Consider the following 25,736-nt stretch of genomic DNA (forward strand, 5'->3'; position numbering starts at 1 on the left):
CCGTGCCTGCGCAACCTACCGAGAGTTCACATTCCGACAGAAGGCACTGCCGTGCGCACGTTCTCACCGAAGCCCAACGACGTCGAACGTCAGTGGTACGTCATCGACGCGACCGACGTCGTGCTCGGCCGGCTGGCCAGCCAGGTGGCGACCCTGCTCCGCGGGAAGCACAAGCCGATCTTCGCCCCGCATGTCGACACGGGTGACTTCGTCATCGTCATCAACGCCGAGAAGATCGCCCTGAGCGGCAACAAGCTCGAGCAGAAGAAGGCGTACCGCCACTCGGGTTACCCCGGCGGTCTGCGTGCCGTCAGCTACGGCGAGCTCATGGAGAAGCGTCCGGACCGGGCCGTGGAGAAGGCCGTCCGCGGCATGCTTCCCAAGAACGCCCTGGGCCGCAAGATGGCCAAGAAGCTCAAGGTCTACGCCGGCACCGAGCACCCGCACCAGGCCCAGCAGCCGGTGCCCTTCCAGATCACCCAGATCGCCCAGTAATCGCGAGCCAGGAAAGTTAAGAGGAGAACCGTGGCCGAGCCCACCGGTATCGAGACGCTCGTCGAGGGCGAGCCGGAAGACTACACCGCGGAGGAGTTCCCCTCCGAGTACACCACCGAGTCGGCCCCGGCCGGCGAGGGCGCCGTGCGTAAGCCCGTCACCACGGGCAACTCGTACGGCACCGGCCGCCGCAAGGAGGCCATCGCCCGTGTCCGCATCGTGCCGGGCACCGGCAAGTGGACGATCAACGGCCGCTCGCTGGACAGCTACTTCCCGAACAAGGTCCACCAGCAGCTGATCAACGAGCCGTTCGTCGTGCTCGGCGCCGAGGACGCGTTCGACGTCATCGCCCGCATCGACGGCGGTGGCGTGACCGGCCAGGCCGGCGCGCTGCGCATGGGCCTGTCCCGCGCGCTCGCCGTGCTGGACGCCGAGGTCAACCGCCCGCCGCTGAAGAAGGCCGGCTTCCTCACCCGTGACGCCCGCGCCACGGAGCGGAAGAAGTACGGCCTCAAGAAGGCCCGCAAGGCTCCTCAGTACAGCAAGCGTTAATGTCGCAGGAGCCCGTAGGCGCCTCCTCTCGGGGGCGCCTCTTCGGCACCGACGGGGTACGTGGGGTCGCCGGGCGCGACCTCACCGCGGAGCTGGCCATGGACCTGTCCGTGGCCGCCGCGCATGTGCTCGGCGACGCCGGGGCGTTCCATGGCAGTGTCGGGCGGCGCGGCCGCCCGATCGCCGTCGTAGGCCGGGACCCGCGGGCTTCAGGAGAGTTCCTGGAGGCCGCCGTGGTCGCCGGCCTCGCGTCGTCTGGCGTGGACGTCCTGCGGCTCGGCGTGCTGCCCACCCCGGCGGTCGCGTACCTGACCAACGCGCTGGGGGCCGACCTCGGCGTCATGCTCTCCGCGTCGCACAACCCCGCGCCGGACAACGGCATCAAGTTCTTCACCCGCGGCGGCTACAAGCTGCCCGACGCGGTGGAGAACGAGATCGAGCAACGGCTCGGGGAGAAGTGGGACCGTCCGGTCGGTTCGTCGGTCGGCCGGGTCCGCGAGGCGTACGGCGAGGCCGATCGATACGTCTCTCACCTGCTGACCACCCTGCCCCACCGGCTCGACGGGCTGCGGGTCGTCGTCGACTGCGCGCACGGCGCGGCGCACATGGTCGCCCCGGAGGCGCTGCTGCGCGCCGGCGCGGCCGTGGAGACCATCGGCGCCGCCCCGGACGGGTTGAACATCAACGACGGCGTGGGCTCGACCCACCTGGCCGCGCTGCGTAAGGCCGTCCTCGAAGGCGGCGCCGACCTGGGCATCGCCTATGACGGCGACGCCGACCGCTGCCTCGCCGTCACCGGCGCGGGCGAGGAGGTCGACGGCGACCAGATCATGGCGATCCTGGCCCTGTCGATGCACGCCGACGGCCGCCTCGCCAAGGACACGGTCGTCGCGACGGTCATGTCCAACCTGGGGTTCAAGCTCGCCCTGCGGGAGGCCGGCCTGTCCGTGGTGGAGACCGCGGTCGGCGACCGGTACGTCCTGGAGGCGATGCAGGACGGCGGCTACACCCTCGGCGGCGAGCAGTCCGGTCATGTGATCATGCTGGATCACGCCACGACCGGGGACGGCCTGCTCACCTCGCTCCATCTGATGGCCGAGGTGGCCCGCCAGGGCCGCTCCCTCGCCGACCTCGCGTCGGTGATGACGAAGCTGCCGCAGGTGCTCGTCAACGTCCGGGACGTGGCGAAGGCGAAGGCGTCCGCACCCGAACTGCGGGCGGCCGTCGCCGAGGCGGAGGCCGAGCTCGGGGAGACCGGCCGCGTGCTGATCCGCCCGAGCGGCACCGAGCCCATGATCCGGGTCATGGTCGAGGCCGAGTCGCACGACCAGGCCAAGGCCGTGGCGGACCGCCTCGCGGAGGTCGTCCGCGCGGTCTGCGGCTGACGCCCCACGCGTCACCACTCCCAAGGACCCCGCCGGGTGCGTGCCCGGCGGGGTTCCTAATTGGAAGCCCTTCTCAATTGCGTAATATGCGCGTAACACTGATTCATGTCTTATTTGACCGGTGTTCGGTCGGGGGCGTTAAGGGGTCGTGACAAGGAGTCGGACGCGTTGCGCGCGCTCGTGGACCGGGCCCGGGCCGGTGCGGGCGGATGCCTGCTCCTCCTCGGTGGACCTGGTGCGGGCAAGACCGCGCTGCTCGACGTCGCCGCCGCGCACGCGGCCACCGGAACCCCGGACGAGCAGGGGTTCCTCGTGCTCCGTGCCCAGGGCGCCAGAGCCGAGACCCACCTGCCGTACGCCGGGCTGCACGCCCTGCTCCGCCCGATAGCGGACCGGCTGGACGCGGCCGATTCGGCGTCGGCGGCCGCCTCGGCGATGCTCGTCGAGGCGCTGCGGACGGGCACCGGCACGGGTGGCCTGGCGCTGCCCGCCGCGCTGCTGCGGCTCCTGCAGACCGCCGGGCGCCCGGTGCTGGTGTGCGCCGACGACCTCCAGTGGCTCGACGCCCCCAGCCGGGAGGCGATCTGTTTCGTGGCCCGCCGAGCCGTCGCGGCCCCCGTCGCCGTGCTGCTCACCTCCGCGGAGCCCGGGACGGCCCCCGGCGACCTGCCGTCGCTGCCGCTCGACCCGCTCGACGAGCGGGCGTCCCTGCAGGTGCTCGACGACCTGATCCCCGAAGGTGTTCCTGGGGACCTGCGCGCGGCGCTGGTCCGGGCGGCCCGGGGCAACCCGCTCGCGCTGGCCGAACTCGCCGGCTCGCTGACCGACGCGCACCGCAAGGGCTCGGCGCCGCCGCCCGAGACGCCGCCGCGCGGCGGGCGGTTGTGGCGGGCGCACGCCGACCGGCTCCGCGGCCTGCCCGCCGACACCGCCGACCTCGTCCTGCTGGTCGCGGCCGATCCCGGCATCGACGCGGTCACGCTGGTGCGCGCGGCGGAGTCGCGGTCGGGGCTGGCGGCCCTGGAGGCGGCGGAGACCGCGGGCGTCGTCGTCGAGTCGCCGGACGGCGGTTTCGACCTCGCCGACCCGATCCTGCGGCACGTGGCGTACGCCGAGGCGTCCCTCGTCCGGCGGCGGGCCGCCCACCGCCTGCTGGCGAGCCTTCTCGATGGGGAACACCAGCGGCTGCGGCGGGCCTGGCACCGCGCCGCCGCCCTCGACGGTCCCCCCGACAGGCTCGCCGAGGACCTCGTACGCGCGCTCGCGGCGGCGCCGAAGGCGGCGGCCTTCCCCGAGCCGTTCCGCGCCCTCGAACGGGCGGCCGAGCTCACCGGGCAGGGCGAGGCCAAGGCCGCACGGCTGGCCGCCGCCGCCCGGCACGCCTGGCAGGCGGGACAGCCGCAGCGGGCGAGGTCGCTGCTGTCCAGGATCGACACGCTCGCGGCCGGCGCCGAGGTGCGCGGCCGCGCCGAACTGGTCAGGGGCAGTCTGGAGTTGCGCGCGGGCAAGACCGACAGCGCCTGCGACACGCTGCTCGCCGCCGCGGAGCGGCTGCTGCACACCGACCGGGAGCAGGCCGTACGCGCGCTGGTCCGGGCGGGCGAGGCGAGCTACCTGGCGGGGGACAACCGCCGGTTCCTGGCGATCGCACGGCGGGCCGAGACCCTGCGGCGGCCCGACGACGACCACGTCACACGCCTCGCGCTGGAGTATCTCGCCGGCATGGCCGCGACGTTCCGGGGCCGGCACCGCGAGGCGACCGCCTCGCTGCGCCGCGTCGCCACCGAGGTGATGGTGCCGCCCTCGGCCGGCAGCCCCTCGGTGCTCGTGTGGGGCGGCGTCGCGAACCTCCTGCTCGGCAACGGCGCCGACGCGCTCACACTGGCGTCCCGGGCGGTCGAGGTGGCGCGCGCCCACGGCGCGGTCGCCAGCATGCCGCAGATGCTGGAGATCCTGATCCAGGCCCAGCTGTGGAGCGGCCGTTACGACGCGGTCGCGGCCAACGCCATGGACGGCCTGCGCCTGGCACAGGAGACGGGCCGGGCCACCAGCGGCGCCCAGCATCTCGCCTGGCTCGCGTTCACCGCCGCCGTCGCGGGCGACGAGGAGACCTGCGCCCTGCGGGCGGCGCGCGCCGTCGAGCTGGCCGCCGCCCACGGCGTCAGCGTGGCCGAGGCGCTCGGCACGCTGGCCCTGGCCCATCTGGACGTCGCGGCGAACCGCCACGCCGACGCGGTGAACCGCCTGCGTACGGTGGCCCGCACCGGCGACCCCCTCGTCGTACGGGTGATGGCGACGCCGCTGCTCGTCGAGAGCGCCGTACGCACCGGGGACATCGGTCAGGCAGGGGACGCGCTGGTCATGCTGGAGCGCTGGGCCGACAGCACCCGCGACCCCGACCGGCTGGCGCTGGCGGCCCGGTGCCACGCGCTGCTCGCGCCCCCGGCCGAGGCCGCAGAGCGCTTCACACAGGCGCTGGAACTGCACCGCCAGGGGGCGTGCGCGTTCGAGACCGCGCGCACGCGGCTGCTGTACGGCGGCGTGCTCCGGCGGTCGCGCCGCCCCAGTGCGGCTCGCGAGCACCTGCACAGCGCCCTGGAGACGTTCGAGCGGTACGGCGCCCGCCTGTGGAGCGAGCACGCCCGCGCGGAGTTGCGCGCGGCCGGGGAGTCGGTGCGGCCCTCGGGTTCCCGCTCCGAGGCCGGCCGGCTGCTGACGGCGCAGCAGTTCCAGATCGCCACCCTCGTGGCGGAGGGCGCGACGAACCGCGAGGTGGCGGCCCGGCTGTTCATCAGCCCGCGCACGGTGGAGCACCACCTGAGGAACATCTTCGCCAGGCTCGGCGTGCGCTCCCGGGTCGAACTGACCCGCGTCCTGTCTTGAGCCAGGCCACGGCCTGGCACACCGGCTGCCGCGCCTCTTGACAGGGAGACGGCCGTACGCCCGTCTGTGCTGTCACGCGCGGGATGGTTAGGCTTGCTCGACGTGCTGTGGGGCTGGCTGGTGTGGGTCGTGCCGCTCATCGTGACCGTGGCTCTGTACGGCCTGGCTCTGCGGCGGACGGCAGGGGTGGCCGCTGCGGGTGTCGTGGTCGTGTCGGCGCTGACGGCGGGGACGGCGGGCGTCCTCGGGGAGTCACCCAGGTCCGTCACCGGTGTGACACTGCTGGCCGCCGGCCTCGCCGCGGTCACCTGGGCCCTGGGCAGGGCGCGCAGGCGCGGACGGGCGGCACGCCGGGCCGTGGCCGTCTTCCGCGCGGCCGCGCCCGATGTGCCGGGAGTGGCCGCCGAGGCCGAGCGGCACCGGCTCGCCGCCGAACTTCACGACACGGCCGCGCACAGACTTACCGGCATCGTGGTCGGCGCCGCCTCCGCCTTGCACCTCGCCGACCCGGCTCTTGCGGCGGAGGCGGCCCGGTATGCCGCTGAGACCGGCCGCTTGGCCACTCGGGAACTGGAGCGGCTGACCACCAGCGACGCCGGCGCCGGCTCGGCCGATCTCGCCGACGTGGACGCCTTGGTCGCCACGTGGCCGGAGCTGCGTCTCACCTACCTCAGAACAGCCGGGAGCGCCCCGCCCGAGATCGCCGCCGTCGCATGCCGGGTGGTTCGCGAGGCGCTGACCAACGCCCTGCGGTACGCGCCGGGAGGCGACGTGCGGGTGGGCGTCGACCGTGAGCCCGGCCGTCTCGTCGTCACGATCGTCAACGATCTCGGCGAGCCGGCCGTGGACAACGCGGACGTGGCACGTGGACTGGGGGGTGGATACGGGCTTGCCGGTCTCAGAACGGCGGTGGCCGCCTGTGGAGGGTTCCTGTCCGCGGGCCCGGAAGGCCGGGGATGGGCCGTGCGCGCCGACCTCCCGCTCGCCCTTGACGACCGCCCGGCATCAACCTTGTACGAATGGCGTGGCCGGCAGGCGTTCGACGCCGCGCTTGCGATCCTCGCGGTGGCGCTGTCCATCGGCACGAGCCTGTTGACGACCGACACGCCCGAGAGCCTCCCCGGAGAGGCCGCCCTGCTGGTGCCGCTCTTCTTCGCGCACGCCCTGCCGCTCGGCCTGCGCAGGCGGGCGCCGCTTTTCAGCCTGACGGCGGCGTTGTCGGTCTATCCGGTCCTGCTCGCCGCCGGACTCGCCGGCTGGACGAGGCAGCCCGCAGGGGACGTGTTCCTGTGGTGCCTGTGGGTCGAGCTGGCGCTGCTCTACGCGCTGGGCGCGTACGGCCCTCGCGAACGCCGGCGGTGGGGTGCTCTCGCCACGGCGGCTGTGGGGGCGGTAGGCGGGCTTGCTCTGGCGTGCGGGCCGGGGATCGTGGGAAACCGGGCAGCCGCATGGGCGGTGCTGGCCCTGGGGGTCGCCGTCCCGTCGGCGGCGGCCTGGGCGCTCGGCCTGACGATGAGGTCAAGACGTGCGCGGCGCCATGCGGCCGTGGCGCGGGAGCGGGATCTGCTCGGCCGCGAGACGGCGACGGTCGTGCTGGCGGAGCGGAACCGGCTGGCGGCGGGCCTGCGCCGTACGGCCCTGCGACATGCCGGAGCCATCGTGGTCGCGGCGGACGCGGGCCGGCTGGACACTGTGCTGGCCGAGGCCAGGGCCGGGCTGGCCGCGCTCAGGGAGTCGCTCAGCGAACTGCGCGGCCGAAGCGGCGACGACCCGCCCCCGACCATCGCCGGAATCGCCCTGCTCGCCGTGCGGCACCAGGGCACCGTCAGGTACGCCGGAGCCCGCCGCGAAGCGTCCCCCAGCGTGGAGGTCGCCGCGTTCAGAGTGGCCGAGTCGATGCTGCGCGGTTGCACACGGGATGAGCGGGAGATCACCGTGACCTGCCGCGCCGACGGCGTCGCGGTCTCGGGGCCTTCCGCCGCCACGGGCGGGGATCGGCGGGTTCGGGCGCTGGCCGACGCGGCCGGGGGCAGCGTCTCCGGCGCCGGGGACGGGATGGTGAGGGTGTGGCTTCCGGAGGTGCTCCCTTGATCAGGGTGACGGTCGCCGACGACCAGGCGGTGGTGCGGGCGGGCATCGCGGCGGTCCTGGACGCCGAACCCGATCTGAGCGTCGTGGGCCAGGCCGCGGATGGGGAGGCCGCCGTGGCGTTGGCCGTGTCGCTGCGGCCCGATGTGGCGCTCATGGACATCCGGATGCCGGGCCTGGACGGGTTGCGGGCGACCGCCCGGATCGGAGCAGAGGCGCCGGGCACGCGGGTGGTGGTGCTGACGACGTTCGGCCTCGACGAGTACGTGTTCTCGGCGCTGAGGGCCGGCGCCGGCGGATTCCTGCTCAAGGATGCCGAGCCGGAGCGGGTCGCCGACGCGGTCCGGGTGGTCGCCTCCGGAGACGCCCTCCTCGATCCGGGGGTCACCCGACGCCTCATCGATCGGTTCGCGTCCGAGCCGGAACCTCGTGACGCCGCCGTCCTCGGGACGCTCACCCGGCGCGAGACCGAGGTGCTGACGCATGTCGCCCGCGGTCTCACCAACGCCGAGATCGGCGAGGTTCTCCGGATCAGCCCCTCGACCGTCAAGGATCACGTCGCCGTGATCCTCGCCAAGCTCGGCGTCCGCGACCGCCTCCAGGCGACCATCGCGGCATACGAGACCGGCCTGATCCGCCCGGGCAGGCGCTGACCCCCGCCGTACGGCGGGGGTGACGACGGTTCCGCGGGAGGAGGTCGACGGGGGTTCGGCTTCCTAGCGTGGCTCGCATGAGATCCAATCTGTTGTCCGGCGGCGCGTTGTCGCTCGCCGGGGTGATCGCGGCAGCCGTGGCCGGGACGGCGGCCTTCGCCGGGACGGCCGCCGCCGTCCCGGCCGTGATGGTGTTCTCCGCGGCCGGCGTCGTTGCGGCGGCGGCGACCGCCTGGGTGTTCGGGCGGGCCGCGACAAGGCGGCTCGGCTGCCCGCGGGCGCTGTGGCCGTACGTCGCCGGCGTCGTGCTCGTGACGGCCGGGCCCGCGGCCCTCACGGTGATGCGCTCCTTCCCCGTGCCGCCGACGGCCGCGGCCCCGCCCGGCGTCTCCCACTGGGACCTGCCCACGGGATCCCGCATCGCCTACGTGAAGATCGCCGCGTCCGGTAAGCCGCGCCCGACACCCGTGATCTTCCTGCACGGCGGCCCCGGGACCCCCGGAGAGGGCGTCCCGGAGGCCGGGCAGGAGCTGGCCGCGGCCGGTTTCGACGTTTACGCCTATGACCAGGTCGGCGCCGGCCGCTCCACCCGGCTGGCCGACGTGACCGGCTACACCGTCGCCCGGCACGTCGCCGATCTGGAGGCGATCCGCCGCGCGATACACGCCGAGAAGGTCATCCTCGTGGGCAGGTCATGGGGCGGGACCCTCTCGGCGGCGTACATGGCCGCCCATCCCAGCCACGTCGCCAAAGCCGTGCTCACCTCACCGGGCGCGATCTGGGAACCGGCCTTTCCCGACGGGACGGGCGGTCCCTGGGACCGTCTCCCCCCGGCCCAGGCCGAACGCGCCGACGAGCTGACCTCCGATCCCCGGTTCCTCCTCCAAGCGCTCCTGCTCCAGGTCAACCCGGCTGCCGCGCACGCACTCGTGCCCGACGCCGAGGCCGACGCGTACTTCCGCGAACTGCTGATCACGGCCAAGGACGCCACCGGATGCCCCGGAAGCGCGCCCGCCCCCGTCCACGACAATCCGCCCGGCTTCTACGCCAATCAGATGACGTCCGCCGACGCCACCACCGTCCCCGACCCGCGTCCGAAGCTGCGGACCGTTCATGTGCCCACGCTCATCGTGCGCGGCGAGTGCGACTACCTGAAATGGGCGGTCACCTACGAGTACCGGCGTACGCTTCCCGAGTCGACCCTCGTCTACGTGCGCGGCGCGGGGCACTCGATCGCGAACGGCCAACCTGACCTCTACCGCGACCTGCTCATGACGTTCCTTCTCGACCGCCCGCTGCCCCTCCCGCCGGTCACGTCGGCGGACGAACCCGCCTGACCCGCCTGACCCGCCTGACTCAGGAGAGGACCTCGATCTCGCACCGCGCGCCGCCGCCCTTGGCGATCCGCGCAGCGCCGGTGACCAGTGGACACGAGAGCGCCGGTGTGGGGCGAGGCGCTGAACGGGCGCGAGTTCCGCTCATGGAAGGACGCCTGCGGGGCCGTGGACGCTTCGGCGCAGGCGGGCGGCGTCCTGGCTTGGAGGTGCGCCGAACTGGCGGCGGTATTCCCGGCTGAACTGTGACGGGTTGTCATAGCCGACGCGGTGGCCGACTCCGGTGACGTCTCCCGGGTGGGTGGCGAGCAGCAGCCGGGCCTCCTGCAGACGGATCGGCTTCTGGAACTGGATAGGGCTCATCGCGGTCACCGCATGGAAGTTGCGGTAGAAGGCGGAGACGCTCATGCCGGACAGCCTCGCCAGATCCTCGACGCGGAAGGGCCGCGCGTAGTGCTCGCGGATCCAGCGCACGGCCCGGGAGATGTGGCTGAGGCCGCTGTCGGCGAGGCCGAGTTGGCGAACGGTCGCGCCCTGCTCGCCGGTGATCAGGCGCCACAGGATCTCGCGCTTGACCAGCGGGGCCAGCACGGCCCGGTCGCGGGGCTCGTCGAGCAGGCGCAGCAGCCGGACCACCGCGTCGAGTAGCGGAGCCGGAGCGTCGCTGACGGCGATCCCCGGCGCCGCGCCTCCGCCGGTGGGGGGAGCGTCTCCGGGCCCGGCCCGCAGCAGCAACTCGGCGACGGCGGACGGTTCCAGGGTGAGACCGAAGCCCAGCGCCGGCCGCTCGGGGTCCGCCTGGGTGAACTGCCCGGCGCCGTACTCGAAGATCCGGTCGCCCAGTGCGAGGCGTTTGGCGCCCTGGGCGATGACCGCCAGCACGGTGCCGGACATCGAGGGCGCCGGCGGATCCGACCGATCGACCTTCGAGATGAGGACGCCGTCGATGGCGGTGGTCCCGTCGGGACGGCTTCGCCGCCACCCTGACCGCCAGACCCGGAATGGGCGACCGGCTGATCGACGTGCTGCTGACCGGGCTGGACGAGGGCAGCCCCGGCGCGAGCGAGCACTGCGTCGTCTACCTGGTCTCCCGTTCCGCGTCCGACCCGGACGTCGTCCACGTCATCGAGGGCTGGACCAGCGAGGAGGACCACCACCGGATCTTCGCCGGCGAGGCCGCCCAGGCCATCGTGGCGCGGATCGGCGGACTGCTGGCTAAGGAGTCCGAATACGCCGATTACGTCCCGGTGCTCGGCAAGGCCGCCTTCTGACCCCGCCGATCGCTCAGCCGGCCTCGCCCCGCCCTACCGTCCGTCCTGCACCACCCCATGAAAGGCAGCGACCATGACCCCGGCACGACCCGGCCTGGACCCCGAACTGCGCGAGCTGCTGGCCGGCATGCCCCTCATGTCCCAGCTCACCCCGGAAGTACTCGCGCAACTGCGCCGGCTCCCGTCGGCACCCGTCGACGCCCTCCTCGCCCACCGGCAGGCCGGCCGGCGCGAGGTCACCGTGCCCGCCGCGGACGGCACCCCGATCCCCCTGTCGATCTTCAGCCCCCACAACGCCACCGCTGCGCCCTGTGTCTACTGGATGCACGGGGGTGGAATGGTCATGGGCGACCGCTTCTCGCAGATCGACATCCCGCTGGAGTGGCTCGACCGGTTCGGCGCGGTCGTGGTCTCCGTTGAGTATCGGCTCGCACCGGAGGCGACCGGCACCGCCCTGGTGGACGACTGCTACCAGGGGCTGCTCTGGACCGCCGGGCACTCCGCCGAACTGGGCATCGATCCGGCCCGGATCGTCGTCGCGGGCGCGAGCGCGGGCGGCGGCCTCGCCGCCGGCGTCACCCTGCTGGCCCGCGACCGCGGCACCCCGCCGATCGCCGCGCAGATGCTGATCTGCCCCATGCTCGACCACCGCAACACCAGCACGTCGAGCCGCCAGTTCTCCGGCGGGCCCGGCGTCTGGACCCGCGAGATGAACGAGTTCGGATGGCGCTCCGTCCTCGGTGACCTCACCGGCGACGAGGTGCCCCCGTACGTCTCGCCCGCGCTGGCGGACGACCTGTCGGGCCTGCCGGCCACCTACATCGACACCGGCTCCGCCGAGGTCTTCCGCGACGAGGACGCCGATTACGCCACCCGCATCTGGGCGGCCGGCGGTCAGGCCGAACTCCACATCTGGGCGGGCGGCTTCCACGGATTCGACGCCCTGTATCCGCAGGCGCGGATCTCGGCCACGGCCCGGCGGACACGCACGGAGTGGCTCGCCCGGGTCCTGTCCCCGGACCCCGCCGCATAGCGCCGCCGGCTCACCGCAGAGCTAGTCGTCGCCGGTCAGGGAGAGGGAGCGCAGGCGCTGGCCGGTCCAGACGACGGCGCCGATCGTGACGATGACCATCGCCGGTACGGCGAAGCCGAGCGTCACCTCGGTGGAGAAGAAGGGCGAGGAGGAGACCTGGTCGGCGAGCGACTGGGCCCACTGCTGGATGGAGAACTTCCGCGCGCCGGGCACGTAGCCGCCGACCACGCCCTCCCACACGAGGGCGTAGATCACGCCGACCGCGACCGCGTGGCGGGTGAGCACGCCCAGCAGCAGGAACACCGCGGCGTACGCGATGCCGCCGAACAGCGCCCCGAGGGTGAAACCGGTCGCGACGCCCGACTCCGAGCCGGTCAGGAGGTAGGCGGCGGCGAAGGTCGAGACGGCCGCGAGCACCGCGACGAGGGAGGCCGCGACCACGAACTTCGTCACCGCGATCACCGGTCGCGAGATCGGCTTGGCCAGCAGGTGGATGATCGTGCCGTCCTCGATCTCCGGCGCGATCACGCCCGTCCCGGCGATCAGCCCGAGCAGCGGCAGCATCGTGCCGATCGCGAAGCTCTTCATCAGAAGGACGGCCGTCTGCTCGTCCTGGCCGTTGACCAGCCTGAGCAGCGCGGCGAGCGCGACCAGCGCCACCGGCAGCAGAATCAGCAGCCAGATCCGCTTGCGCCCGAGCATGGCCCGGTAGGTGATGTCCGCCACCACCGTGTTCATCGAGAACTCCCGGAAATGAGGTAGGAGAAGACGCTTTCCAGGTCCTCGTCGGTGGGGGAGACCTGCCACAGGTGTACGGCGAGGTCGCGCGCCATCCGCGGCAGCAGCGCGGTGAAGCGCGCGTAGTCGGTCACCTGGACCTCGACGCCCTGCTCGGTCAGCGAGACCGCGCTGGAGGAGGGGTCGCCGATGAGCGCGGCGGCCAGGCGCCGGTCGTCGCTCGACCTGACCCGGAACAGATGGGGCCGGTCGGCCATGCGGCGCCGGATCTCGCGGTAGTCGCCCGACGCGGCGTGCCGCCCCGCGACCAGGACCTCGATGTGGTGGGCCACCCGCTCGACCTCTTCGAGGATGTGCGAGCTGAACAGGATCGTCCGGCCCTCCTCGCCCATGCGGCGCACGAGGTCCATGAGGTGGAGCCGCTGCCGGGGGTCCATGCCGTTGAACGGCTCGTCCAGGAGCAGCACCTGGGGGTCGTGGACGAGGGCCGCCGCGACCTTGACCCGCTGCCGCATGCCCTTGGAGTACGTCTCGACGCGGCGGCCGGAGGCGTCCGTCATCTCCACCAGATCGAGGGCCCGCCGGGCCGCGTCGGCGGGCGAGGGCAGGCCGTGCAGCCGGGCCGACGACAGCACGAACTGCCATCCGGTGAGGAAGCCGTACACGGCCTCCTTCTCGGGGACCAGGCCGATCTGCCGGTAGATCTCGTGGTTGTGCCAGATGCGCCGGCCGTCGAGGGTCGCCGTGCCGTTGGACGGCGCGAGGAACCCGGCCATCATGTGCAGCAGCGTCGACTTGCCCGCGCCGTTCGGCCCGAGCAGGCCGGTGACGCCGGGCCCGATCGTCATCGTGACGTCGTTGACCGCCACGACGTTGCCGTACCAGCGGGACACCTGGGCGAGTTCGAGCACGCCCTGACGGGTGGTCACGGGAGAGCTTGTGGTGGTCACGACGCCGCCTTCCGGTAGCGCAGGAGGACGCCCGTCACGGCCAGGACGACCACGGCCAGCAGGATGAGGCAGGATGCGATGCCGGGCGGAGCCATCTCTGTGTTGACGGGCTCGGTGCCGAACAGGGCCGACTGGGCGTAGTCGACGAGGAAGAACGGGTTGAGGAGCAGGGCCCATCCGGCGACATCGTCGCGTCCCGACGAGATCAGCACGCCGGCGAAGATCCCCGAGACGGCGGCGGTGAACATGTAGAACGCGATCACCGACGCGACGCCGAGACCGCGGCGCGGGGTGAACGACGCGAGGGCGATGCCCACCGAGGACAGCAGCACCGCGTGGAGGACCGCGCCGCCCAGAGCGCCGAGGTAATCGGCGGTGTGCGGGGGCCCGGGCAGGTCCACCAGGAGTTCGCCGACGAACTCGATCGTCAGCGGCACGGCCAGCAGGCCGAACAGCGCGACCGCGAGCGCGGCCAGCTTCGCCAGGACGTAGTCGGTCACGGTCAGCGGGCGGGACAGATACAGCGGCAGCACACGGAAGCGCAGGTCCGGCGCGACCAGGTACGGCGACTGTGCGGCCAGGAAGACCGCGATCACCGCCTGCATGAAGACCGCGTAGTTCGGATAGGGCATGACGAACTGCTTGGCGAGCGCCATCACGCCGATCGACACGACCGTCGGCATCAGCATGATCGCGACTAGCAGCAACGGCATGATCTTGGCGCGGACCGTGCGGCCGAGCCCGAACACGCCGCGCAGGCTCTGCACGCCGAGGGCGAGCGTCGCCCGGCCGCGTCCCAGCCGTACGCCGTCGTAGTGGCGGTATCCGATGTCGTGGATGACCGCGGTCGGCTCTGTCGTCATGCCACCGGCTCCTTGAAGACGTCCTCGATGCGGCCCCGGCGCTGCTCCAGCCGCAGGAGGCTGAGGCCGAGGTCGCAGACGGCGTCGCGTACGGCGTCGTAGGTGCGGCCGGGGTCGTCGGCGGACACCTGGACCGTCAGCAGCCTGCCCTGCGCGGCGACCGTCTCGCCGCCCGCGGTCAGACGCTCGGCGAGCCGCTGCTGCCCTTCCTCGACCTCCACCGCGATGGTCTGCTCGGCCCGGGTGAACTCCCGGATCGCCGAGGAGCGCAGCAGCCGCCCGCCGTCGATGACGATGACGTGGTCGCACACCCGCTCGAGCTCGCCGAGCAGGTGGGAGGTGACCAGCACGCTGATGCCGAACTCGGTGCCGACGCGCCGGATCAGCGCGAGCATGTCGTCGCGGCCCTGCGGGTCGAGCCCGTTGGTGGGCTCGTCGAGGAAGACCAGCTTCGGGTCGTGGACGAGGGCCTGGGCGAGCTTGACCCGCTGCCGCATGCCGGTGGAGTAGCCGCCCATCGGGCGGTAGCGCTCCTCGTCCAGCCCGACGTGACGCAGGGTGTCGGCGGCGCGCTCGCGGGCCGCCGTACGCGGCAGCCCGGACATCTGGGCCATGTGCACCACGAACTCGGTCGCCGATATGTCCGGGGGCAGGCAGTCGTGCTCGGGCATGTAGCCGACCACGCGCCGGATCTCCAGTCCCTGGGTGGCCGTGTCCAAGCCGAGCACCGAGGCACGCCCGGAGGTCGGGGGGAGCAGGCCGAGCAGGATCTTGATCAACGTCGACTTGCCCGCGCCGTTGGCGCCCACCAGGCCGGTCACGCCGGTTCCGGCGGCGACCGTGAGGTCGTCGAGCGCCGTGACGCGGGGGAAGCGCTTGGTCAGCCCCTCGGTCGCGAAGCATGGGGTCGCGCTCGCTGTCATGATCCGACCCTACTGGGCGTGACGTCCGCCGGGCCTCCGTCTGATGGAGGAACCCGCCTACGCCTCAGGTATGCCTCGTCGCGCCCGTCGCCCGACCGCCGCCATACCGGGACCACAGCGCGCGCTGGAGGAACAGCGTCAGCGTGCCGGCGACGACCATCCCGGCGATGTTGACGAGAAGCTGCAGCGCCGAGCCGCCGACCTCGTCCCAGCGCCACAGCGCCAGGGCCACGGCCATGTAGCCTGCCGCGGGGACGGTGGTGACGGAGATGAAGACTCCCACCAGCGCGGAGGACTTGCCCGCCGTGATCGAGAGCACCCCGGCCGCGCCGGCGAGCAGCGCCACGATGAACGACCACCGGTCGGGCGTCACGATGAAGCGCACCTCGTCGTGGTGCCGCAGGCTGTCGGGGGAGATCCAGCCGAGGCCCCGCGAGACGAGGGCACAGGCCAGGGTGACGGCGATCGCGGCCGCGAAGCCCAGGGCGAGCGTGCGGGCCGCGGTGCCGACGAGCGGCCACCGGCGGCGGAGCAGGCCGAACGAGACGGCCGCCACCGCGCCGAACTCCGGCCCGAGGACCATCGCGCCGACGATCAGGATCTGCGAGGGGATGAGGACGCCGATCGCGGCGATCTGCGTGGCGATGGCGAGGAACGCCAGGAACGCCCACGTGATGCGGCTGTCGAGGGCCACACGCTGCTCGAAGTGGTCCCACACGACCGCGTCGTCGCCCTCTCCGGGCGCCCGCTCCTCCGCCTCGGCCGCGCCCCGGGAGATCGACAGCTCGATGTCCTCGGCCGTGATCGAGCCGTCCTGCTCCAGGCCGAGCGCCTTGAGCCGGCCGATGACCGTGTTGGCGGCCTCCCTGGCGACGTCGGCGAGCACGACGTCGCCCTCCGGTTTCCTGGCCGCCTTGGCCAGGAGCACGACGTTCGTGACTCCCGGCGTACGGTCGAACACCTCGACGACCTGGTCGGTCCGCTGGAACGGGGAGATGACCCGCAGATGCAGCACGGCTGCATCCTAGGAGTGTCTGACACGACTTAGGTTCTGCGCAGCCGCACCCGTCTTACGGAGTGGCCGGAGCCCTTGTGCAGGATCAGGCCGGCCCGGTGACGGGTGGGGGCGATGTTCTCCACCAGGTTGCGTTCGTTGATCTCCCGCCAGACGTTCTCGGCGAACGTCGTCGCCTCCTCGTGCGACAGCGCCGCGATGTGGCGGAAGTAGGACTTCGGGTCGGAGAAGGCAGTGCGGCGCAGCTTGTGGAAGCGCTCCACGTACCAGGTGCGGATGTCCTCCATCCGCGCGTCCACGTAGATGGAGAAGTCGAAGTAGTCGTAGACCGCCAGGGCGTCCGGCGGCGCGGGCTGCAGGACGTTGAGCCCCTCGACGATGAGGATGTCCGGCCGGTCCACCGTCTGCGCGGCGCCGGGCACGATGTCGTACTCCAGGTGGCTGTAGACCGGCGCCTCCACCGAGGGACGGCCCGCCTTCACGTCGGCCACGAAGCTCACCAGCGCCCGCCGGTCGTAGCTCTCCGGGAAGCCCTTGCGGTGCATGATCCCGCGCTCTTCGAGCACCTTGTTGGGGTACAGGAAGCTGTCGGTGGTGATCAGGTCGACCCGGGGGTGCTCGGGCCAGCGGGCGAGCAGCGTGTGCAGCAGCCGCGCCGTGGTCGACTTGCCGACCGCGACGCTGCCCGCGATGCCCAGCACGTACGGCGGAGGCGCGTCCTGCTCGCCGAGGAACGCGCCGACGGCCGCGCCGCGCTGCCGCGAACCGGTGAAGTGCAGGTTCAGCAGCCGGGTGAGCGGCAGGTAGATGTCGGTGACCTCGGACAGGTCGATCGGGTCGTGGACGCCGCGCAGTTCCTCCAGCTCCGCCTCGGTGAGCGTGAGCGGTGTGTTCTTGCGCAGGTCACGCCACTGCTCCCGGCTCAGCTCGACGTACGCGTCCCCATCTGCCACGACGGCAAGCGTAGCCATGGCGTTTCCGTGCCCCCACCCGGGGTCGTGCACAGCCTGTGGACAAAAATCGATGGATTACTTCGGTGCGCGGCGGGGAAGGACGTTCACTTCATGTCACTGGTCGCGCCGTACGCTGGCGCTGTGATCGTGGGCATCGGGGTGGACGTGGTCGAGGTGGCGCGCCTGGGCGCGGCCCTGGAGCGCACGCCCGCGCTGCGGAGGCGGCTGTTCACCGATGCCGAGGGCGCGCTGCCGCTGGAGTCGCTGGCCGTGCGGTTCGCCGCGAAGGAGGCGGTGGCCAAGGCCCTCGGGGTTCCGCCGGGCCTGCGGCACCTGGACGCGGAGGTCGTGCGCGGCGGACACGGCCGGCCCGAGCTGAGGATCACGGGCCGGGCGGCCGAGGTGGCCCGTGACCTCGGCGTGCGCAGGTGGCACGTCTCCCTGTCGCACGACGGCGGCATGGCGGTCGCCTACGTCGTCGCCGAGTCCTGAGCGGGAACGCTGGGCGAGGATCCCGGGGAGTCAGCCGTCCCGGCGCGCGTGGTGGTCCACGATGCGGGTGAGCAACTGGGCGAGCTGGTCGCGCTCGGCCGGGCCGAGCGGCGCGAGCACCTCGTCTTCCAGCTCGGTGAGCAGTTCGTCGAGCCGGGCGAAGCGAGCGCGCCCCCGCTCGGTCATCGTGATGACGTTGCGGCGCCGGTCCGCGGGGTCCGGCGCGCGCTCCACCAGGCCCCGATCGGTCAGCTCGTTGATGACGGAGACCAGGTCGCTGCGGTAGATGCCGGTGCGGCGGCTCAGTTCCGCCTGGCTGGCCGGGCCCGACTCCTCCAGCGTCGCGAGCACCGCGTAGTGCCACTTGCGGGCGTCGGCGGCGGCGAGTCCTTCGTTGACGAGGCGGTCGGAGTGCGTCGCCGCCAGTGACAGAAGCCGGGTCGGCAGGCTCCGCAACCGGGCCGCTCCCGTCCTCCCGTCCATGCGGGGGGCCGTGGGAGGGGCCATATCGGGCTCGCTGCTCATGTCCTCATCTTACCGATTGCATTAGTCCGACTAACGATCTAATCTGTTCGTGTTACTAACGTTAGTTGGACGAACGAAATGTGAGGACCTCCCATGCCTTCGATCGACGTGCTCGACTCGGCCATGTACCACGAGGAGACCGGCAGCGGTGCTCCCTTCGTCTTCCTGCACGGCAACCCCGCCTCGTCCCACCTGTGGCGCAAGGTCCTACCCGGGATCCGCGCCGGCGCCCGCCTGCTCGCCCCCGACCTCATCGGCATGGGCCGCTCGGGCAAGCCCGATGTGCCGTACCGATTCGCCGATCACGCCCGTTACCTCGACGCCTGGTTCGACCGGCTTGAGCTGGAGGACGTGGTGCTCGTCGGACACGACTGGGGCGGGGCGCTCGCCTTCGACTGGGCGGCCCGCCACCCCGGTCGGGTCCGCGGCGTCGCCTTCTTCGAGACGATCGTCCGCACGATGTCGTGGAGCGAGCTGGGCGAGGCGCCGCGCGCCCGCGCGCGGGCCATCCGAAGCCTCGAGGGCGAGCCGCTCGTGCTCGACCGGAACTTCATGGTGGAGACCGCCTTCACCGGAGGGGTGCTGACGCCGCTCGGCGAGGAGGACATGCGGCCCTACCTGGAGCCGTACCCCACGCGCGACAGCCGTCGCCCGCTGCTGGAGTGGGCGCGTTCGATGCCGCTCGACGGTGAGCCCGCCGACGTCGCCGAGCGCGTCGGCACGTACGGCGGGTGGCTCGCGAGCAGCCACGACGTTCCCAAACTGCTGCTCACCTTCGACTCTTCGCCGACCCTGCTCATCGGGCCGGAGATGGCCGCCTGGTGCGCGGCGAACATCGCGGGGCTGGAGGTCGAGCACTGCGGACCGGCGGGCCACCACGCGCCGGAGGACCGGCCGGAGGCCATCGCCGCGGCGATCAACGCGTGGACGGAGCGGCACGGGCTGTAGGCCTGGCCGCGGGAAAGACCGCCGTTTGTGCCGCAGCGGCATTTCCCCGCCGATGCCCGGCGTACGGTGATCGCCATCGCCGACCCGGCAGGCTACCGTCGGACGCATGCGGACCGCCTACACCTCCGACCAGATCCGCTCCGCCGAGCTCGCGCTGATGGCGAGGCTCCCCGAGGGGACGCTGATGGACAGGGCCGCCGCCGGGCTCGCCGCGGTCTGCGCGCACCTGCTCACCGGCTCCTGCGGCCGGGTGTACGGCTCCCGCGTGGCGCTGCTGATCGGCAGCGGCGACAACGGCGGCGACGCCCTGTACGCCGGAGCCCGGCTGGCCCGCAGGGGAGCGCGGGTGGAGGCGGTCCTCGCCGGCTCGCGCACCCACGAGGGCGGCCTGGCCGCGTTGCGGGAGGCGGGCGGCCGGGCGCATCCCTACGACGCCGCGGGGGCGCGCGAGCTGCTGGCCGACGCCGACCTCGTCATGGACGGCCTCGTCGGCATCGGGGGCAGCGGGGCGTTGCGGGAGCCGTACGGCACGCTCGCGGAGCTGACCGCCGAGGCCGGCGGCCTGGTCGTCGCGGTCGACGTGCCGAGCGGGGTGGACGCGAGCAGCGGACGGGTCGAGGGACCGGCGGTCCGCGCGCACCTGACGGTGACGTTCGGCGCGTACAAGGCCGGTCTGCTGGTCGATCCCGGCGCCGCCCACGCGGGCGCGGTCGAGCCGGTGGACATCGGCCTCGGGCCCTTCCTGCCGGATCCCGAGGTGGCGGCGCTGACCGCCGACGACGTGGCCGACCTGCTGCCCCGCCCGGGCGCGGAGAGCGACAAGTACCGGCGGGGCGTCGTCGGGATCGCCGCGGGCAGCGACAGGTACACCGGGGCCGCCGTGCTCTCGGTCGGCGGCGCGGTGCGCGCCGGCGCGGGGATGGTCCGCTTCGCGAGTTCCGCCGAGCCGGTGCGGCTGGTCAGGGCCCGCTGGCCGGAGGCCGTCACGACCGTGCTCGACCCGTCGCTGGTGCTGAAGAGCTCGCTGGACGAGGTCGGCCGGGTGCAGGCGTGGGTGCTCGGCCCCGGGCTCGGGACGGGCCCGGAGGCGCACGCGGTGGCCCGCGCGGTGCTGTCCACCGGGGTGCCCGTGCTGGTGGACGCCGACGGGCTGACGCTGGTCGCCAAGGACCGCACGCTGCTGCGCCGGGCCGCTCCCACCGTGCTCACGCCGCACGCGGGGGAGCTGTCGCGGCTGCTCGGCGTGCCGCGCGAGCGCATCGAGGCCGGGCGGCTCGAACACGTGCGCAGGGCCGCCGCGGAGCTGGGGGCGACGGTGCTGCTCAAGGGCTCGACCACGCTCGTCGCGGAGGAGCACAGGCCGGTGCGGGTCAACACCACGGGGACGCCCTGGCTGGCGACGGGCGGCACGGGCGACGTCCTGTCGGGCATCGCGGGCGCCCTGCTCGCCGCCGGGCTGACGGGCTACGACGCGGCCTCGTGCGCGGCGTACGTCCACGGGCTGGCGGCGCGGACGGCCGCCGGAGGCGGGGTCGCGGGAGGCGGACAGGCCCCGATCGCCGCCCTCGACGTCGCCCAGGCGCTGCCCGAGGCCCTGCGTACGCTCTGACGTGCGGTGTCAGGATGGGCGCATCCACCCGGGTCCACCTGACACACTGGAAAAATGAGCTTCTCAACGGTGCGCTCCGCCACCCCGGCCGAGGCACGCGTGGACCTGTCCGCCATCACGCACAACGTGCGGCTGCTCGCCGAGTCGGCCGCCGGTGCCGAGATGATGGCCGTCGTCAAGGCCGACGCGTACGGTCACGGCGCGGCGCCGGTGGCGAAGGCGTGCCTGGAGGCGGGCGCGAGCCGGCTCGGGACGGCCTTCGTCCGCGAGGCGCTGGCGCTGCGCGAGGCGGGCGTCACCGCGCCGGTCATGTCGTGGCTCATCACACCCGGCGAGCCGCTGGACGCCGCGCTGCTCGCGGACGTCGAGCTGTCGGCCGGGGCGACGTGGGTCGTGGACGACATCGTCGAGGCCGCCCGGCGCACCGGGCGCACCGCCCGCGTGCACCTGAAGGCCGACACCGGCAACTCCCGCGGCGGCGCGACGGCGGCGGACTGGCCGTCGCTGGTCGAGCACGCGCTCGCCGCGCGGGCGAGCGGGGCCATCGAGATCGCCGGGCTGTGGTCGCACTTCGCCTGCGCGGACATCCCGGGCCATCCCTCGATCGAGAGCCAGCTCGCGACGTTCGAGGAGGCGCTCGCCGTCGCCGACAAGGCGGGCGTGCCGAGCGACGCGATCCGTCACTTCGCCAACTCGGCCGCGACCGTCACGCTGCCGCGGGCAAGGTACGACATGGTCCGCACGGGCATCGCGGTCTACGGCCTGAGCCCGATCCCCGAGCTGGGTGACTTCGGGCTGCGCCCCGCCATGACGCTGACGGCCAGGCTCGCGCAGGTCAAGCGGGCCGCCCCGGGCTCGGGCGTGTCGTACGGGCACCTGTACGTCACGGAGCGTGAGACGACGCTTGGCCTCGTCCCTCTCGGGTATGCGGACGGCATCCTGCGAAACGCGACCAACCGGGCGGAGGTGCTGGCGGCGGGCCGGCGGCGGCGGATCGCCGGGCGGGTGTGCATGGACCAGTTCGTCATCGACCTCGGTGACGATCCGGCGGAATCGGGGGACGAGGTGATCCTTTTCGGCCCCGGGGACGACGGCGAGCCGACCTGTCAGGAATGGGCGGATTCCCTGGGCACGATTACCCATGAGATCGTGACGAGGATCGGATCCCGCGTGCCTCGTGTCCATACGGATGGACGCTGAGCCGCGGCTGCGAGGAGGGCAGGCATGAGCACACGTCGCAAGGTCGGGATCGCCGGAGCGGTCTTCGGCGCGGCGTCGGCGGGAGTGGCGGCGGCCACGCTCGCCAAGAGGTACGCCGTCGGCCGCATCCGCCTGCGGCCGGACCTGGAGGCGAGTGAGCCCCTCGGCGAGCTGCACGGACGTTCGGTGACGCTCACGACCTCGGACGGCGTGAAGATCCATGCCGAGATCGACGGAGTGGAGGACGCGCCGCTGACCGTGGTGCTGTGCCACGGCTACTGCCTGTCCTCGGACTCCTGGCACTACCAGCGGCGCGACCTGCGCGACTCCTACCGGCTGGTGCTGTGGGATCAGCGCTGCCACGGCCAGTCCGCCCGCGCGCTGTCCAGCGACTGCACGATCGAGCGCCTCGGCGAGGACCTCGCGCTGGTGCTGGAGGAGCTCGTCCCGGGGCCGTGCGTGGTGGTGGGTCACTCCATGGGCGGCATGACGATCATGGCGCTGGCGGAGCGGCGGCCCGAGCTGTTCGGCGACAAGATCCGGGGCGTGTCGCTGATCGCGACCTCGGCGGGCAAGCTCGCCGAGATCACCCTCGGCCTGCCCGCCCTGGTCTCCAAGCTCGTCAACGTCGCGGTGCCGTCGGCCGTCTCGATCATGCGCAGGAGCGGCGCGCTGGTCGACCGGGGCCGCGAGGCCGGCACCGACCTGTCGTTCCTGGCGCTGCGTCACCTCGCGTTCGGCGATTCCAAGAACGTCAGCCCCACCGTCGTGGACTTCGTCGAGTCCATGATCAGGGCGACCCCCTCCGAGGTGATCGCCGACTTCTATCCGGCGCTGATGACGCACGACAAGCTCACCGCGCTCGACGTGCTCAACAAGGTGCCCACCGCGATAATCGTGGGGGAACGCGACTGGCTGACGCCGCTCGACCACAGCAGGGCGATCGCGGCGGCCGCGCCGACCGCGCAGCTCACCACGGTGCCGGAGACATCGCATCTCGTGCAGCTCGAACGTCCCGACGCCGTGAACGAGGCGCTGCGCGAGCTGCTGAAGCGTGCTGAGAGGGGGAGCACGTGACCACGGCCGAGTTCCGGGCCACGACCGCCGAGGAGACGCGGGCGCTGGGCGCGCGGCTGGCCGCTCTGCTCGCTCCCGGAGACCTGGTCGTGCTGAGCGGGCCGCTGGGCGCGGGGAAGACGACGCTGGTGCAGGGCATCGCGGAGGGCCTGAAGGTGCGCGGGCCGATCACGTCCCCGACGTTCGTGATCGCCCGGGTCCACCCGTCCCTGTCCGGCGGGCCCGCGCTCGTGCACGCGGACGCCTACCGGCTGGGCGGCACGCTGGAGGTGGACGATCTCGACCTCGACGCTTCGCTGGAGGAGTCGGTGACCGTGGTCGAGTGGGGCGAGGGCCTGGTGGAGGGCCTGTCCGACGACCGCCTGGAGGTCCACGTCGAGCGGGGCGCCGAGGGTGAGGAGCGCCGCGTACGGGTGACGGGTGCGGGCCCGCGCTGGTCGGGGCTCTCCCTCGCCTGAGCGCCCGCCGCCCGGAGCCGCCCGGAGCCGCCCGGAGGCGCATAAAAGGTCGCAACCCGGACTCTGACGTGGGAGAAGGACCTGCGGGGACAAGCCGGGCGCCGTTCGTACGCGATCCAGACCGGTCCGCCGCACAGTCCTTGACGCCTGTCCGCGCTTCTGTGGATCATCGAGACGAAGGAAGATCCTCGGCCATGAGTCGGTAAGGATTTTCTGGGTAAGGGACCGGCGTGGAAGAGGTGTGCCGTTGAGCAGGATCACGCAGGTCGCCGTCGGGGGAGCCTTACTGTTCGGCGCGCTGGGCTGCACCGCGTCGGCCGAGACGGTCTCCGCCGACCCCACGATGACGCTGACCCCGGCCCTGCCGACACCGCTCGTCTCGGTCTCGCGGCCGGACGTGCGGGTGGAGCTCGATCCGAAGCGGATCGTCGGCGGGTCGACCAAGAGCATCCACATCACCGCCAGGTGCCCGCTGCCCCAGGGCGGCACGGAATATCGGGCGACCGCCCGATCCGACGCCTTCACCGGGCTCGTCACGCTGGTGGCCCCGGCGCCGCCGTCGGCCACCCCGACCGCGACCGTGCCGATGGTGCGCGGCAGCGCGACCATCAGGGCCGGGGCCAAGGCGGGCGGCTACCGCGTGCAGGTGCGCTGTGAGGCCACCAACGACATCGGCAGCGCGTCGTTCAGGATCGTCGCGCCGGAGCCCGACCACACCGAGGACCACACGAGGATTCCCACCCGGGCGCCGCACGCGGGCGGCGGCGGCACGGCGGCAGGGGGTCCCGAAGACGAGTCCGGCCTGCCGACGGGTGTCACCGTCGTCGTGCTGCTGGCCGCGCTCGGCGTCGGCGTCGGCGTGGCCCGCAGGCGCTCCGGAGCCTGACCTTGGCGCTGTCCACCCGGGGGGTGATCATCGCCGGGGTGGTCACCGGGCTCGTGTTCGCCGCGGTCGCCGGCGGCAAGGGGATGACGGACCAGCCCGCCGCCAGGTCCTCCGTCGTCCCCAAGCGGATCGACATCCCGGCGCTGCACCTCAAGGCTCCTCTGATGAAGCTCGGCCTGTCCGACGAGGGCGACGTCGAACTGCCGCCGTTCGACAAGCCGTCCACCGCGGGCTGGTACACGGGCAGCGCCGTGCCTGGCGACCCCGGCGCCTCCGTGATCATCGGTCACGTGGACACCAAGACCGCTCCCGCGGTCTTCTACCGGCTGCGCGACCTGCGCGAGGGAGCGGTCGTGAAAGTGGTGCGCAGCGACGGCAAGACCGCCTCCTACCGGGTCGACTCGGTGGAGCGCGTGCCGAAGGACGACTTCCCCGCCGAGCGCGTCTACACCGAGGACGGCCTGCGCCTGATCACCTGCGGCGGGAACTTCGACTGGTCGCGGCACGAGTACCGCGACAACGTCATCGTCTACGCCTCTCTGATCCGCGCCGCCTGACGCCGTCGGCGGCCGCGCGGGCCGAGCCCGTCGCGGCGACGGTGACCGAGCGGCCGCAACCGGCCCCGGGCGTGGTCGTCCGCCTCCACACAGCGACTACGCTTGACCTTCGTGCTTGTCTTGGCCTTCGACACCGCCACTCCCGCCGTCACCGCCGCGCTGCACGACGGCGAGCGCGTGGTGGCAGAGTCGACGACGATCGACGCGCGGCGGCACGGAGAGCTCCTCGCACCCGCCGTCGAGCATGTCCTGCGGGAGTCCGGCGCGACGCTCAAGGACGTCACCGCCATCGTCGCCGGGACCGGCCCCGGGCCGTACACCGGTCTGCGGGTCGGCCTGATGACGGCGACGGCGCTGGCCATGACCGCCGGTGTGCCGGCGTTCGGGGTGTGCACGCTCGACGCCCTCGCGTACGCCGCGCGGGAGAGCGGGCCGTTCCTCGTCGCGACCGACGCGCGGCGCAAGGAGGTCTTCTGGGCGCGGTACGGCGACCCGCGCACGCGGCTCGACGGGCCGCGCGTGGACCGGCCGCACGACCTGCCCGGGGAACTGCCCGTGATCGGCGCGGGCGGCGCCATGTACGCCGACGTCATCGGCGCCGACCGGGTGCGCGGTCCCGAGCTTCCCTCGGCCGGCGCGCTCGCGGCCCTGGCGGCCGAGCACCTCGCGACGCTGAGCGAGGAGGAGGCGGCGGAGCTCGCCCGGGTGCCCGAGGGACGCGTGGACTCGGTCGAGAAGGCGCGGGAGCTGGCCGTGCTCGGCCCGCCGCGGCCCATCTACCTGCGGCGTCCCGACGCGCAGGTGCCCGGGGCGCCGAAGCGGGTGACGGCGTGATCCGCCGCGGGGGC

At 72.9% G+C, this 25,736-nt stretch carries 26 protein-coding genes; 18 read left to right on the top strand and 8 right to left on the bottom strand.

Annotation, left to right across the window (positions count from 1 at the left end; translation table 11 throughout):
• Positions 1–51: 51 nt before the first annotated feature.
• The 7 genes from rplM (at position 52) to QSK36_RS04670 (ending at position 9,393) form a co-directional block, all read left to right on the top strand.
• A complete protein-coding gene (rplM, locus tag QSK36_RS04640) occupies positions 52–495 on the top strand; it encodes a 50S ribosomal protein L13 (RefSeq protein ID WP_139573643.1) in 444 nt (147 codons plus the stop codon).
• A gap of 30 nt (positions 496–525) precedes the next feature.
• Positions 526–1,047 (top strand): 30S ribosomal protein S9, encoded by a 522-nt coding sequence (gene rpsI / locus QSK36_RS04645; RefSeq protein ID WP_139573642.1) that lies wholly within the window; start codon positions 526–528, stop codon positions 1,045–1,047.
• Complete coding sequence (gene glmM, locus QSK36_RS04650) at positions 1,047–2,432, top strand: phosphoglucosamine mutase (protein ID WP_285781460.1); 1,386 nt, start codon at positions 1,047–1,049, stop codon at positions 2,430–2,432. The genes rpsI and glmM overlap by 1 nt, the downstream gene beginning before the upstream one ends.
• 105 nt (positions 2,433–2,537) lie before the next feature.
• On the top strand, positions 2,538–5,315 hold the full coding sequence (locus QSK36_RS04655; protein WP_285781461.1) for a helix-turn-helix transcriptional regulator: 2,778 nt from the start codon (positions 2,538–2,540) through the stop codon (positions 5,313–5,315).
• A gap of 102 nt (positions 5,316–5,417) precedes the next feature.
• Complete coding sequence (locus QSK36_RS04660; RefSeq protein WP_285781839.1) at positions 5,418–7,406, top strand: sensor histidine kinase; 1,989 nt, start codon at positions 5,418–5,420, stop codon at positions 7,404–7,406.
• On the top strand, positions 7,403–8,056 hold the full coding sequence (locus QSK36_RS04665; protein ID WP_285781462.1) for a response regulator: 654 nt from the start codon (positions 7,403–7,405) through the stop codon (positions 8,054–8,056). Before QSK36_RS04660 ends, QSK36_RS04665 begins: the two co-directional genes overlap by 4 nt.
• Before the next feature lie 77 nt (positions 8,057–8,133).
• On the top strand, positions 8,134–9,393 hold the full coding sequence (locus tag QSK36_RS04670) for an alpha/beta hydrolase (RefSeq protein WP_285781463.1): 1,260 nt from the start codon (positions 8,134–8,136) through the stop codon (positions 9,391–9,393).
• 141 nt (positions 9,394–9,534) lie between these two features.
• On the opposite strand, the gene QSK36_RS04675 is transcribed toward QSK36_RS04670, so the two are convergent.
• Positions 9,535–10,338 carry an AraC family transcriptional regulator gene (locus QSK36_RS04675; RefSeq protein ID WP_285781840.1) on the bottom strand — a complete coding sequence of 268 codons (804 nt, stop codon included), beginning with the start codon at positions 10,336–10,338 and terminating at the stop codon, positions 9,535–9,537.
• Positions 10,339–10,391: 53 nt separating this feature from the next.
• Between QSK36_RS04675 and QSK36_RS04680 the strand changes: the two genes are divergently transcribed.
• Positions 10,392–10,661, top strand: a complete 270-nt coding sequence (locus tag QSK36_RS04680; protein ID WP_183534274.1) for a putative quinol monooxygenase — start codon at positions 10,392–10,394, stop codon at positions 10,659–10,661.
• 73 nt (positions 10,662–10,734) lie between these two features.
• Positions 10,735–11,694, top strand: coding sequence for an alpha/beta hydrolase (locus tag QSK36_RS04685; protein ID WP_285781464.1), 960 nt, complete (start codon positions 10,735–10,737; stop codon positions 11,692–11,694).
• Between the two features lie 21 nt (positions 11,695–11,715).
• Here QSK36_RS04685 and QSK36_RS04690 read toward each other — a convergent pair whose 3' ends face one another.
• The 6 genes from QSK36_RS04690 to coaA all read right to left on the bottom strand — a co-directional run bounded on the left by QSK36_RS04690 (position 11,716) and on the right by coaA (position 17,154).
• On the bottom strand, positions 11,716–12,432 hold the full coding sequence (locus QSK36_RS04690; protein WP_183534278.1) for an ABC transporter permease subunit: 717 nt from the start codon (positions 12,430–12,432) through the stop codon (positions 11,716–11,718).
• Positions 12,429–13,382, bottom strand: a complete 954-nt coding sequence (locus tag QSK36_RS04695) for an ABC transporter ATP-binding protein (protein WP_285781465.1) — start codon at positions 13,380–13,382, stop codon at positions 12,429–12,431. The genes QSK36_RS04690 and QSK36_RS04695 overlap by 4 nt, the downstream gene beginning before the upstream one ends.
• A complete protein-coding gene (locus QSK36_RS04700; RefSeq protein WP_285781466.1) occupies positions 13,379–14,245 on the bottom strand; it encodes an ABC transporter permease in 867 nt (288 codons plus the stop codon). Before QSK36_RS04700 ends, QSK36_RS04695 begins: the two co-directional genes overlap by 4 nt.
• Positions 14,242–15,168, bottom strand: coding sequence for an ABC transporter ATP-binding protein (locus QSK36_RS04705; RefSeq protein WP_183534282.1), 927 nt, complete (start codon positions 15,166–15,168; stop codon positions 14,242–14,244). The genes QSK36_RS04700 and QSK36_RS04705 overlap by 4 nt, the downstream gene beginning before the upstream one ends.
• Positions 15,169–15,232: 64 nt before the next feature.
• Positions 15,233–16,183: a DUF389 domain-containing protein gene (locus QSK36_RS04710; protein ID WP_285781467.1), complete on the bottom strand. Its 951-nt coding sequence runs from the start codon at positions 16,181–16,183 to the stop codon at positions 15,233–15,235.
• A 29-nt stretch (positions 16,184–16,212) separates the two neighbouring features.
• Entirely contained in the window at positions 16,213–17,154 is a 942-nt protein-coding gene (coaA, locus tag QSK36_RS04715; RefSeq protein WP_183534286.1) for a type I pantothenate kinase, read from the bottom strand.
• A 123-nt stretch (positions 17,155–17,277) separates the two neighbouring features.
• Between coaA and QSK36_RS04720 the strand changes: the two genes are divergently transcribed.
• Positions 17,278–17,628, top strand: coding sequence for a holo-ACP synthase (locus QSK36_RS04720; RefSeq protein WP_139573634.1), 351 nt, complete (start codon positions 17,278–17,280; stop codon positions 17,626–17,628).
• A gap of 30 nt (positions 17,629–17,658) precedes the next feature.
• On the opposite strand, the gene QSK36_RS04725 is transcribed toward QSK36_RS04720, so the two are convergent.
• On the bottom strand, positions 17,659–18,153 hold the full coding sequence (locus QSK36_RS04725; protein WP_225897802.1) for a MarR family winged helix-turn-helix transcriptional regulator: 495 nt from the start codon (positions 18,151–18,153) through the stop codon (positions 17,659–17,661).
• Positions 18,154–18,246: 93 nt separating this feature from the next.
• Here QSK36_RS04725 and QSK36_RS04730 point away from each other — a divergent pair, with 93 nt between their 5' ends.
• The 8 genes from QSK36_RS04730 to tsaB all read left to right on the top strand — a co-directional run bounded on the left by QSK36_RS04730 (position 18,247) and on the right by tsaB (position 25,722).
• Positions 18,247–19,101, top strand: coding sequence for a haloalkane dehalogenase (locus QSK36_RS04730; RefSeq protein ID WP_285781468.1), 855 nt, complete (start codon positions 18,247–18,249; stop codon positions 19,099–19,101).
• Positions 19,102–19,207: 106 nt separating this feature from the next.
• Positions 19,208–20,710 carry an NAD(P)H-hydrate dehydratase gene (locus QSK36_RS04735; protein WP_285781469.1) on the top strand — a complete coding sequence of 501 codons (1,503 nt, stop codon included), beginning with the start codon at positions 19,208–19,210 and terminating at the stop codon, positions 20,708–20,710.
• Between the two features lie 54 nt (positions 20,711–20,764).
• Positions 20,765–21,910 carry an alanine racemase gene (gene alr / locus QSK36_RS04740; protein ID WP_183534292.1) on the top strand — a complete coding sequence of 382 codons (1,146 nt, stop codon included), beginning with the start codon at positions 20,765–20,767 and terminating at the stop codon, positions 21,908–21,910.
• Positions 21,911–21,934: 24 nt separating this feature from the next.
• The gene (locus tag QSK36_RS04745; RefSeq protein WP_183534294.1) at positions 21,935–22,987 is read left to right on the top strand and encodes an alpha/beta fold hydrolase; all 1,053 of its coding nucleotides are present in this window, start codon (positions 21,935–21,937) and stop codon (positions 22,985–22,987) included.
• Positions 22,984–23,445: a tRNA (adenosine(37)-N6)-threonylcarbamoyltransferase complex ATPase subunit type 1 TsaE gene (tsaE, locus tag QSK36_RS04750; protein WP_139573629.1), complete on the top strand. Its 462-nt coding sequence runs from the start codon at positions 22,984–22,986 to the stop codon at positions 23,443–23,445. Before QSK36_RS04745 ends, tsaE begins: the two co-directional genes overlap by 4 nt.
• Before the next feature lie 247 nt (positions 23,446–23,692).
• Positions 23,693–24,331: a hypothetical protein gene (locus QSK36_RS04755; RefSeq protein ID WP_285781470.1), complete on the top strand. Its 639-nt coding sequence runs from the start codon at positions 23,693–23,695 to the stop codon at positions 24,329–24,331.
• 2 nt (positions 24,332–24,333) lie between these two features.
• Positions 24,334–24,888, top strand: coding sequence for a class F sortase (locus QSK36_RS04760; RefSeq protein ID WP_183534298.1), 555 nt, complete (start codon positions 24,334–24,336; stop codon positions 24,886–24,888).
• A gap of 111 nt (positions 24,889–24,999) precedes the next feature.
• Entirely contained in the window at positions 25,000–25,722 is a 723-nt protein-coding gene (gene tsaB, locus QSK36_RS04765) for a tRNA (adenosine(37)-N6)-threonylcarbamoyltransferase complex dimerization subunit type 1 TsaB (protein WP_183534300.1), read from the top strand.
• The last annotated feature ends 14 nt before the right edge of the window (positions 25,723–25,736 follow it).

This window comes from Microbispora sp. NBRC 16548, from assembly GCF_030268985.1.
Taxonomy (GTDB): domain Bacteria; phylum Actinomycetota; class Actinomycetes; order Streptosporangiales; family Streptosporangiaceae; genus Microbispora; species Microbispora catharanthi.

Coding starts and splice junctions, on each gene's coding strand:
- QSK36_RS04680 (WP_183534274.1), top strand. CDS start 10,392: ATGGGCGACCGGCTGATCGACGTGCTGCTGACCGGGCTGGACGAGGGC.
- QSK36_RS04700 (WP_285781466.1), bottom strand. CDS start 14,245: ATGACGACAGAGCCGACCGCGGTCATCCACGACATCGGATACCGCCAC.
- coaA (WP_183534286.1), bottom strand. CDS start 17,154: ATGGCTACGCTTGCCGTCGTGGCAGATGGGGACGCGTACGTCGAGCTG.
- QSK36_RS04690 (WP_183534278.1), bottom strand. CDS start 12,432: ATGAACACGGTGGTGGCGGACATCACCTACCGGGCCATGCTCGGGCGC.
- QSK36_RS04655 (WP_285781461.1), top strand. CDS start 2,538: ATGTCTTATTTGACCGGTGTTCGGTCGGGGGCGTTAAGGGGTCGTGAC.
- QSK36_RS04685 (WP_285781464.1), top strand. CDS start 10,735: ATGACCCCGGCACGACCCGGCCTGGACCCCGAACTGCGCGAGCTGCTG.
- QSK36_RS04725 (WP_225897802.1), bottom strand. CDS start 18,153: ATGAGCAGCGAGCCCGATATGGCCCCTCCCACGGCCCCCCGCATGGAC.
- glmM (WP_285781460.1), top strand. CDS start 1,047: ATGTCGCAGGAGCCCGTAGGCGCCTCCTCTCGGGGGCGCCTCTTCGGC.
- alr (WP_183534292.1), top strand. CDS start 20,765: ATGAGCTTCTCAACGGTGCGCTCCGCCACCCCGGCCGAGGCACGCGTG.
- QSK36_RS04670 (WP_285781463.1), top strand. CDS start 8,134: ATGAGATCCAATCTGTTGTCCGGCGGCGCGTTGTCGCTCGCCGGGGTG.
- QSK36_RS04735 (WP_285781469.1), top strand. CDS start 19,208: ATGCGGACCGCCTACACCTCCGACCAGATCCGCTCCGCCGAGCTCGCG.
- QSK36_RS04730 (WP_285781468.1), top strand. CDS start 18,247: ATGCCTTCGATCGACGTGCTCGACTCGGCCATGTACCACGAGGAGACC.
- QSK36_RS04745 (WP_183534294.1), top strand. CDS start 21,935: ATGAGCACACGTCGCAAGGTCGGGATCGCCGGAGCGGTCTTCGGCGCG.
- QSK36_RS04705 (WP_183534282.1), bottom strand. CDS start 15,168: ATGACAGCGAGCGCGACCCCATGCTTCGCGACCGAGGGGCTGACCAAG.